We start from the raw sequence: 10,428 nt of genomic DNA on the forward strand, positions 1-10,428 counted from the left end.
TAACTCATCTAAATTAGGGTAATTGCTCTAAAATATTAAAAGAGGTTAACCATGAGCCAGATTGCACAACCAATCACAATTCGAAATACCACATTTAAAAACCGGATTATTAAAGGTGCAATGAGTGAGGCACTTGCAAACTATGAGGGGCAGCCAAATGACTTACATTTAGGTTTGTATGGTGCATGGGCCAAAGGTGGTTTGGGCTGTGCGATTACTGGAAATGTTATGGTCAATGTAGAGGCCAAAAACGAACCCGGGGTAGTGGTGATTGAAACCGAGCGTGACCTAGAGCGTTTAAAAGAATGGGCAGCAGTCGGTAAACAATATGGGATGGTACAACTTATCCAATTGTCTCACCCTGGTCGTCAGTGTCCAAAGGGCCTAAATAAAGAAACAGTTGCACCTTCGGCAGTTCCTTTTAGCCCAGCTTTAGCGACTATGTTTGGTACTCCACGCGCTCTTACGCATGAAGAAATTTTGGATATTATTAAACGTTTTGCGACAGCTGCTCGTATTTGTGAAAAGGCAGGTTTTGAAGGGGTACAGTTACATGGTGCACATGGCTATTTAATTAGCCAGTTTTTATCACCATTAACTAATAAACGTACAGACCAGTGGGGTGGTTCAATCGAAAACCGTACTCGCTTTTTACTAGAAGTTTATAAAGCAGTACGTGAAGCAACTTCTGATAATTTTATTATTTCCGTTAAGCTCAACTCTGCCGATTTCCAGCGCGGTGGTATTAGCGAAGAAGATGTGATTTCGGTATTTAAAGCAGTTGATGAAGCCGGGATCGATTTAATTGAAATTTCAGGTGGAACTTACGAAGCACCTGCAATGGCTGGTGCCAAAGCTGATAAACGTAAGGCAAGTACTATTGCACGTGAAGCGTACTTTCTAGATTTTGCTGAAAAAATCCGTCAGCATGTTAAATGTAAACTCATGGTGACAGGTGGCTTCCGTACTGTAGAGGGCATGAATGCTGCACTCGCAAGTGGTGCATGTGACTTTATTGGTATTGCTCGTCCATTTGCAGTAGAAACCGATTTAACAGAACGTTTAATTGCAGGGCAAGACGTGCGTTATGCCGTAAAACCGATTAAAACGGGCTTACCTTTTGTCGATAAAATGGCAATTATGGAAATTATTTGGTATGCAGCTCAATTTAAAACGATTGGTAAGGGTAAAAAGCCAAATCCAAAACTTTCACCACTGGTAGTGTTTTTAAATTACGCCAAAGGCAATATTAAAGCGGTGATTCAAGGACAAGTGAATTCGCGTAAGTCAGCGTAAAAATTTCTTAAAGTAAAGGTACTATTTCTAAGGATGAAATAGTACCTTTATACTCAATTTAGAACGTATAGCTCATACCTAATTGAACGGTACGTGATTCACCCGGATAAGCATATAAATTGAAAGCACTTTCATCATAAACTTTATCAAAAATGTTCTTCACATCTAAGTTAAGACGAAGTTTTGGTGTCGCCTGATAATAAGAAACCAAATCTGTAACTGCATAACCTTTCATGATATAGGTACTATTGGCTGTCTGACCTGCACGTTTATCAATATATTTTTGATTGATGCCTAGACCTAAGCCTTGTAAAGGACCATCCTGAAATTCATAGATATTTAAAAGATTAAAACTATTCTTTGGAATATTGGCTAGAGCTGTTCCTTTTTGCAAAGTATTGTCTTTAGTTACTTCCGCATCTGTATAAGCATATCCACCAATAATTTTCCAGGCAGGTGTAATTTGACCAGCAATATTTAACTCAATGCCACGGCTACGAACTTCGCCAGCAGCGACTTTATAAGCTGAATCAACAGGGTCTAGTGTTAAGACATTTTCTTTATTAGCATAAAAAATAGCGGAATCAATCGATAACATATTATCAAGTGCTTGCCATTTAAAACCTAACTCGTAAGCCGTACCTTCTTCAGGATCAAAACCTTCTCCGTTACGGCTGGCGCCAGTATTTGGTTTAAAAGATTTTGCAGCATTGCCATAGAGTGAAAGGTCATCACTGGCTTTATAAACTAAGCCTAAACGTGGAATAAATGCATCATGACTGGTATTCCAGTTGGTAGTATTTGGTAATAGGTTTTTGTAATCGTGCTCGTAATGCTCAAATCGTAAGCCTAAGAGTGCGCTTAAACGCTCATTTAAGTCGATTTGGTCTTGTACGAAAAGGGCCGTTGTTTTTAAGCTTTCACGGTCATGTGTGGTTACACGATTGAGCTCAGGTAAAGGTTGCCCTAAAACTGGATTATAAATATTAATAGGGTAGCTACCGATATCTCCACTTGAGCGAATAATGTATGACTTATAATCATAATTTTCATATTCAAGGCCAGTCACTAAAGTATGGGCTAAACCTAAAAGCTGGAAATTGCCTGTGAGATTAATTTGGGTATCGGTATCTTGCCATTTTAATTCGCGATAATTGTAATTTCGCCCTAAAGTTTCTCCATCAGCCTGTATGCCATTTGCTTCTACTGCATAGCCATGCAATTTGCCATTTAAATATTGCACGCCAGCATTTAGCTTCCAGTCATTCCCAAGGTCATGTTCAACTCGTAATTGAGTCATATTGTTATCATTGTAGAGTCGATTGTAGTATTTACCCGTTTCCCATAAATAGGTTTCTGGTGAGCTATTAAAAGATTTCTGTGTTGGATAACGTGTATGACCACGGTCGAGTGGATGTTGGTTTCTTAAAATATCGGCTTCAAAAGTAACCCTAGTGGCATCAGTAGCTTGCCATTGAATGACTGGTGCAATTCCATAACGTTTAGATTCGACATGGTCACGGTAACTATCCCCACCTTCTGCAATCACATTTAGACGATAACCAATATTTTCTGCATTTGGGATAGTACCTGTTGTATCGACAGTAGTGCGATATAAACCTTCACTGTTGAGCTGTGCACCTAAAGTGGTTTGTTGCTCAGACTTTGGTGTTTTAGAAATTAAGTTAAACGTACCACCTGGGTCACCACGTCCATATAAGCTAGAAGAGGGGCCACGTAAAACGTCTACACGTTCAATTGTGTTGCTATCCGGCGCATTTGGATAGCCACGGTTAATTGGAAACCCGTTTCGATAAAACTCACCACTGGTAAACCCGCGCACGTTAAAACCAGTTAAACCTTGACCACCAAAGTTATTAGCACGAGTCACGCCACCAGCTAAATCAAGTGCTTCAACTAAGCGAGTTGCACCAATATCTTCAATTACTTTTTGGGTTACCACGCTCACAGATTGCGGGGTATCTTGTAATGCAATTTCACTACGCGTAGCACTACTGGAACTATCCACTTTATAAGTCTGGTCAGATGCCTGTTGGGCTTTAATTTTGATAGTTGCAAGAGTAGTTGAAGAGTTGTTCGTGTCTGCAAAAGCAGCTGGAATACAGCATAGTTGTGCAATACTCAGGGAGAGAAGGCGAAGCTTAAGATCCATTTAAAACCTTTTTGATAATAAATATCAGTATAAAAATAAGAATTATTATATTGTAAAACGATGTAAAGGAAATACTGGATCAGTGATATATTTGCACAAGTGTATTTTATTTAGAAATAAAGAAAAATATAAAAAGAATAAGAAGACAGAACTTAGAGAGAAAAATTTTATATGAAGAGAATATGGCGTCCCTACGGGGATTCGAACCCCGGTTACCGCCGTGAAAGGGCGATGTCCTAGGCCTCTAGACGATAGGGACGTTGAGGATGGCGGTATCTTAAGAAGCCGCCACCAAACTGTCAAGGAGGTAAGGAGACAGTTTGTTCAAAATATAGCAAAACAGTTCAGCAGTCTTTTGAGTATCGTATAAAGCAGAGTGTGCTTCTTTACCATCAAACTCAATTCCAGCTTGAATACATGCTTTTGCAAGTACAGTTTGTCCAAACATTACTGCACTTAAAGTGACCGTATCCATCACTGAAAAACTATGGAACGGGTTTTGGTTTTTTGTACCTGAGCGAGCAATGGCCGCTTGTAAAAAACCAAGGTCAAAATGTGCGTTGTGGCCTACGAGTACTGCATGAGTACAATGTTGCTGTTTACGAACTTCATTGACCGATTTAAAAATGCGACGTAAAGCAGTTCTTTCATCTTCAGCCATTGCAATACGCATTGGGTTGAATGGATCAATACCAATGAAGTCTAGCGAACGGCGGTCGAGGTTAGCCCCTTCAAAAGGGTTAATATGTGCATGAAATGCAGGACCAGGGACAAATTGTCCCTGAGCATTATACACAATCGGAATGCATGCGATTTCTAGCAATGCATCTGTCTGGGCATTAAAACCTGCCGTTTCAACATCGACAACAACAGGTAAGAAGCCACGAAAACGTTGGCCAATGACCGGGACAGAGTTTTCTTGTGTCACACTTTTCTCCATTGCAGCATTTTCCCGGCATGCAGCGGGATGATTTTTTGATTATCTAAATAATCAAAAGATTCTGGAACGAGGTTATCTTCTTTAACCAAAGTAATGGTAGAAGTATTACGTGGTAGACCGTAGAAGTCTGCACCAAAATGGCTAGCAAAACCTTCTAGACGCTCTAATTTACCGACTTGGTCAAATGCTTGTGCATAAAGCTCAATTGCATTTGGTGCACTATAGCAGCCTGCACATCCACAAGCATTCTCTTTTGCATTTTGTGCATGAGGAGCGCTGTCTGTACCTAAGAAAAACTTAGGATTACCGCTTGTCGCCACTTCAAGCAAAGTCGTTTGATGCGTTTGACGTTTTAAAATTGGTAAACAGTAGAAGTGCGGTTTAATACCACCAACCAACATATCATTACGGTTAAATAATAAATGTTGTGGAGTGATTGTTGCCGCCACATTACGGTCTTGTTCTAAAACAAAGTGTGCTGCATCACTGGTAGTGATGTGCTCAAGCACAACTTTAAGCTTCGGGAACTGTTTCAATAGAGGTGATAATACCTCATCTAGGAAGCGTTTTTCACGATCAAAAATATCTACATGATTATGAGTTACTTCACCATGAAGCAATAACGGAACTTGATGCTCTTCTAATTGCTCAATGACTGCATAAACTTTACGAATATCACTCACGCCATTATCGGAGTTTGTGGTCGCACCAGCAGGATAAAGCTTAATTGCATTTACATGTTCTGATTCTTTAATTTTACGAACTTCATCAGGTGAAGTGTGGTCAGTAAAATAAAGCACCATACGAGGGTCAAAATTATTGCCTTCCGGAACATGAGCAAGAATGCGTTCGCGATAAGCTAAAGCTTCTTCTACTGTTTTTACAGGCGGTACAAGGTTAGGCATACAAATCGCGCGGGCGAATTGTTTAGCCAAATCTGGAACAGTACGTTTTAATGCTAAACCATCACGTAAATGTGCATGCCAATCATCTGGCTGGAGCAGGGTAATAGAGTTCAAGGCAGTTCAAACTTCGAAATAAAACAAATGATAATCGATAAAGTGTGAAAATGGTAACGAGAATTACGGACAAATGGCAAAATAAAGCGCAGGGAGCTTTAAAAAATAATGTTATATTTTGTTAATGCAGAATATGTGGGAATCGACTAGTGGCGAATAGGGGAAATGTACATCAATTACTCAAATCTAAAGAAGAAATCGAGTATTTGGTCACTCTACATACCCATCGTTATGCCAATATGCCTTTGCCCAAACAACTGGAAAAAAAATTCTGGTGTTTAAATCTTGATCGAACTAGACAGAACATCTCAAAGTTTCTAGCAAGTGGTGTACTCACTTATTTAATTTTTATTTTATTGGCCCTGCCGACCGACTATTTAGTGATTGGGGTACCTTATATTACTTTGGACTTTATTCATTGCTTACTTAGCGCAATGAATATTGCACTTGCCCTGTTATTGTTCTGGGTTTTTGCCAAATTTACAAAACTCTCCGAGCACTTTTATTTAGCTGCATGTGGTATTGTATTTTTAACCATTATTATTAATGCGATGTTATTGCTTAGTGTCGGAAATATGGCGCTTAAGAACCAGTCTATGTTGCTTCTTTCATTTTTATATATGCTCGGGTTCATATTAAGCGGTATTAAACCTTTGCATATGCTTTGTGTTGGTTTATTGGCAGCATTTTTAGTTTTTGCTTTTCTTATTTTGTTAGATGTAAATTGTGATTATATTGCGCTGGGCCGTGCTTTGTTCGGTAGTTGTATTTTAGGTTTCTCGATTAGCAGTATGCTCATCTCAAGAGAAAGGAGCCTTTTTTTAAATAACCAGCTTGCTGAAATTAATGAACAGATCTTACGGATTGAAGCGTCGGAGTTATTGCATTTAAGCCAGCAGGATGCCCTGACTCAAATTTCGAATCGACGTACATTTGATGAGATGTTTGATTTTTTCTACTACCGAGCAAATCAAGAGAAGCGTCCTTTAGCTGTTTTATTTATTGATATTGATTTTTTTAAAAACTATAACGATTTTTACGGGCACCAGATGGGAGATAAAGTCATCTCTAGCATTGCCGCAGCAATTAAAAACTCAATTCGTCATGTCGATTTTGTTGCGCGTTATGGGGGCGAGGAGTTCGTTGTACTTTTACCTGAAACACCTGCACAGGGTGCTTATTCAGTGGCTGCAAATATCTATAAAGCCATTGAGCGGCAAGCGATTCCTCATGCAGCTTCTTTAGTGTCGAAGTATGTCACTATCAGTTTAGGGTTTACCGTATATACGGGTGGGCTAAAGATGGGACAAGATAGGCTTATTCATGCGGCAGATCAGGCTTTATATCGGGCAAAACAGCTTGGTCGTAATCAAATTTATTATCAGCCATTACAGGTCGCCGAAATTGCCTAACTTAACTTTAAGTATAAAAAAGCCACCTATTGAGGTGGCTTTTTTGACGTTATAAGAAATTATTTTTTCTTATTGTCTAATTGAGGTACAGCAGAACCTTGACCGATTGAAAGCAAGCCAGCATCTGTATAGATACCTAGTTTTGCACGTGTATCGGTAATGTCGAGGTTACGCATAGTCAACTGACCAATACGGTCCATTGGCGTAAACATTGAATCACCTTTTTCCATTGTTAAACGTTCAGCTTCGTACGTTAAGTTTGGAGATTCAGTGTTCATGATGGTGTAGTCATTACCACGACGAAGTTCAAGTGTTACTTCACCAGTAATTGCTTTAGCTACCCAACGCTGTGCAGTTTCACGCAACATAAGCGCTTGAGAATCGAACCAACGGCCTTGGTAAAGTAAACGGCCTAAACGTAAACCGTTAATGCGGTATTGTTCGATCGTATCTTCGTTGTGAATACCAGTAACCAAACGCTCGTAAGCAATATGAAGAAGGGCCATACCCGGTGCTTCATAGATACCACGAGATTTCGCTTCGATAATACGGTTTTCGATTTGGTCAGACATACCTAAACCATGGCGACCACCAATACGGTTTGCTTCAAGAATAAGCTCAACCGGATTGTCAAAACGCTGACCATTTAATGCAACAGGTACACCTTCTTCAAAACGTACAGTCACTTCTTCTGGTTTGATTTCAACTTCTTCTTTCCAGAAAGCAACGCCCATGATTGGGTCAACGATTTTGATACCTGCATTTAGGTATTCAAGATCTTTTGCTTCGTGAGTTGCGCCCAACATGTTTGAGTCAGTTGAGTACGCTTTTTCTTTTGACATTTTGTAGTCAAAACCGTTGTCGATGAGGAACTGTGACATTTCTGCACGGCCACCAAGCTCATCAATAAAGTTTTGATCTAACCATGGCTTATAAATTTTAAGGTTTGGGTTGGTCAACAAACCATAACGATAGAAACGTTCAATATCGTTACCTTTATAAGTTGAACCGTCACCCCAGATGTTTACGTCATCTTCTTTCATGGCAGTAACGAGCATAGTACCTGTTACTGCACGACCGAGTGGAGTCGTATTGAAATAAGGAACACCACCTGTACTGATATGGAATGCACCACACTGAATTGCAGCAATACCTTCAAGCGCCAATTGTAAGCGGCAGTCAATCAAGCGAGCTTTCACAGCGCCGTATTGTTCTGCTTTCTTTGGAATTGCATCGTAGTCATCTTCATCTGGCTGGCCTAAGTTTGCAGTATATGCATAAGGCTCAGCGCCTTTTTGTTTCATCCACAATAAAGCAGCTGAAGTGTCTAGACCACCGGAGAAGGCAATCCCAACTTTTTTGCCTACTGGTACATGCTGCAAGATAGTTGCATTATCAGTCATTGCTAATCCTAACATTTATGAAAAAGACCCCGTTGAGGCGGTCTCGAGAATTCTGAATGGCGGCTATTGTAGCACTATTCATGGTGCTTTTTTTGGCAAAAAAAGCATTAATTCACTTGTTCTGGTGGCTATTTATTATTTAAAGAAAAATATGGGATTATCTGCTTCATTTATAGATTGACCATAATCTCAAATAAAAAATAATTCTTGGTCATCCAAAATTATCAAAAAAGTATTAAAGTACTATGCAACAAGTTGCAAAAAAATATTGGGACGCAGCATGACAAGTTACGCCAATTTATTAAAACCATTACATTTGGGCTTCACAACCATTAAAAACCGTGTGGTCATGGGATCTATGCATACGGGATTAGAAGACCGCTTTTTTAACTACCCAAAACTGGCAGCTTATTTTGAAGAGCGTGCCAAAGGTGGAGTTGGTTTGATTGTGACTGGCGGTATTTCTCCGAACCGTCAAGGATGGTTGGCTCCGGCTGGCGGAACCATGAATAGCTTATTTGATATTCCGCAGCACCGTTTGGTGACTCATGCCGTTCATAAGCATGGTTCAAAAATTTTGATGCAAATTTTGCATGCGGGACGCTATGGTTACCAGCCATTTGTAGTGTCTTCGAGTGCAATAAAATCACCGATTTCACCATTTAAGCCACGTCAACTTTCTGAAAAAAATATTCTCAGTACCATTGAAGATTATGCACAGTGTGCCGACATTGCCAAAAAGGCAGGCTACGATGGCGTTGAAATTATGGGGTCGGAAGGATATCTGATTAACCAGTTTTTAAGTCGCCATGTAAACCAGCGTACAGACCGTTGGGGTGGTGAAATTGAAAACCGTATGCGTTTCCCGGTTGAAATTGTCAAAGCGATCCGCGCAAAAGTTGGCGAAAAATTTATTATCTGTTTCCGTTTATCGCTGCTTGACCTTGTGCATGACGGTAACACCATGCAAGAAGTGGTTACGGTTGCGAAAGCTTTAGAAAAAGCGGGTGTTACTTTATTAATACGGGTATTGGTTGGCATGAAGCACGTGTGCCGACTATTGTCACCTCGGTCCCTCGTGCCGCGTTTGTTGATTATACGGCTCATGTAAAACAACATATTTCAATTCCAGTCATTGCGTCTAACCGTATTAATATGCCTGAAACTGCTGAAGAGATTTTGGCAACTGGCAAAGCAGATATGATTCAAATGGCTCGCCCTTTATTGGCCGATGCTTTTTGGGTAAATAAAACTGCGACCAATCGTGTAGATGAAATTAATACGTGTATTGCCTGTAACCAAGCATGTTTAGATCATGCATTTAAAAATAAACGTGTGTCTTGTTTAGTAAACCCACGTGCAGGCCATGAAACTGAATTGGTTTATTTAAAAACCAAACAACCAAAGCGTATCGCCGTTGTAGGTGGTGGTGTAGCCGGTATGTCTGCTGCAACTGTTGCTGCAAGTCGCGGTCATGCAGTGACCCTGTTTGAAGCCAATGCAGATGTAGGTGGTCAGTTTAACTTTGCAAAGGTTGTGCCGGGTAAAGAAGAATTTCACGAAACCATTCGCTACTTTAAAGTACAACTTCAAAAAACTGGGGTAGATGTTCGTTTAAATACTCGTGTTAATCGTGAACAACTTGAACGTGAAGGTTTTGATGAGGTGATTGTGGCGACTGGAGTCGTGCCGCGTGCATTAAAGATTGAAGGAAGTAATTCACCTCAAGTCCTTTCTTATGCTCAAGTTTTACAGGGTGCTGAAGTTGGACGAAAAGTTGCAGTGATTGGGGCAGGTGGTATTGGTTTCGATGTCTCAGAATTTTTACTTAAACCTCCACATCAACCACAGCCTCAACCTTTAGCCGAGTGGCAACGTGAGTGGGGTGTAGACCCAGATCCAAATTATGTTTCTGAAGGTGGTATGCAACCACCAGTAATTGAGCCAGCGATACGAGAAATTTATTTGCTGCAACGTAAAACAACCCCTCTCGGTATTGGTCTTGGCAAGACTTCGGGGTGGGTACATCGTGCCCAGCTTAAAAAGCACGGTGTACGCATGCTTCGTGGCGTGCAATATAAAGCAGTTACCGATGAAGGGCTTTGGATTGAGCATAATGGTCAGGACCAGCTTTTACGTGTAGATACCGTTGTGGTGTGTGCGGGGCAAGAGTCGGTAAAAGACT

Annotated in this window: 6 protein-coding genes, 1 tRNA gene and 1 pseudogene; 3 read left to right on the forward strand and 5 right to left on the reverse strand. The window is 40.4% G+C overall.

Annotated elements, in window-relative coordinates; all coding sequences use genetic code 11:
* The first annotated feature begins 51 nt into the window (after positions 1-51).
* The gene (locus tag C1642_RS10035; RefSeq protein ID WP_103236272.1) at positions 52-1,296 is read left to right on the forward strand and encodes an NADH:flavin oxidoreductase/NADH oxidase family protein; all 1,245 of its coding nucleotides are present in this window, start codon (positions 52-54) and stop codon (positions 1,294-1,296) included.
* 58 nt (positions 1,297-1,354) lie between these two features.
* Here C1642_RS10035 and C1642_RS10040 read toward each other — a convergent pair whose 3' ends face one another.
* From C1642_RS10040 to pyrC, 4 genes are all read right to left on the reverse strand, one after another.
* Positions 1,355-3,469 (reverse strand): TonB-dependent siderophore receptor, encoded by a 2,115-nt coding sequence (locus C1642_RS10040; protein ID WP_103236273.1) that lies wholly within the window; start codon positions 3,467-3,469, stop codon positions 1,355-1,357.
* A gap of 183 nt (positions 3,470-3,652) precedes the next feature.
* Positions 3,653-3,728 (reverse strand) — tRNA-Glu (locus C1642_RS10045).
* 18 nt (positions 3,729-3,746) lie between these two features.
* Positions 3,747-4,409, reverse strand: coding sequence for a ribonuclease T (gene rnt / locus C1642_RS10050; protein ID WP_005124439.1), 663 nt, complete (start codon positions 4,407-4,409; stop codon positions 3,747-3,749).
* On the reverse strand, positions 4,394-5,428 hold the full coding sequence (gene pyrC / locus C1642_RS10055; protein WP_103236274.1) for a dihydroorotase: 1,035 nt from the start codon (positions 5,426-5,428) through the stop codon (positions 4,394-4,396). Before pyrC ends, rnt begins: the two co-directional genes overlap by 16 nt.
* A gap of 149 nt (positions 5,429-5,577) precedes the next feature.
* On the opposite strand from pyrC, the gene C1642_RS10060 reads away from it, so the two are divergent.
* Entirely contained in the window at positions 5,578-6,840 is a 1,263-nt protein-coding gene (locus tag C1642_RS10060) for a diguanylate cyclase (RefSeq protein WP_000013374.1), read from the forward strand.
* Between the two features lie 59 nt (positions 6,841-6,899).
* Here the strand turns inward: C1642_RS10060 and argG are convergent, their stop codons facing one another.
* The gene (argG, locus tag C1642_RS10065) at positions 6,900-8,258 is read right to left on the reverse strand and encodes an argininosuccinate synthase (RefSeq protein ID WP_001986427.1); all 1,359 of its coding nucleotides are present in this window, start codon (positions 8,256-8,258) and stop codon (positions 6,900-6,902) included.
* Between the two features lie 265 nt (positions 8,259-8,523).
* On the opposite strand from argG, the pseudogene C1642_RS10070 reads away from it, so the two are divergent.
* A pseudogene (locus C1642_RS10070) lies at positions 8,524-10,428 on the forward strand (FAD-dependent oxidoreductase); the annotation flags it as partial.

This window comes from Acinetobacter sp. AKBS16 (assembly GCF_002899995.1).
GTDB lineage: Bacteria > Pseudomonadota > Gammaproteobacteria > Pseudomonadales > Moraxellaceae > Acinetobacter > Acinetobacter baumannii.

What these genes read in the sequence shown, in the direction of transcription:
- C1642_RS10035 (WP_103236272.1), top strand. Translation starts at nt 52, where the DNA reads ATGAGCCAGATTGCACAACCAATCACAATTCGAAATACCACATTTAAA.
- rnt (WP_005124439.1), bottom strand. Translation starts at nt 4,409, where the DNA reads ATGGAGAAAAGTGTGACACAAGAAAACTCTGTCCCGGTCATTGGCCAA.
- C1642_RS10040 (WP_103236273.1), bottom strand. Translation starts at nt 3,469, where the DNA reads ATGGATCTTAAGCTTCGCCTTCTCTCCCTGAGTATTGCACAACTATGC.
- argG (WP_001986427.1), bottom strand. Translation starts at nt 8,258, where the DNA reads ATGTTAGGATTAGCAATGACTGATAATGCAACTATCTTGCAGCATGTA.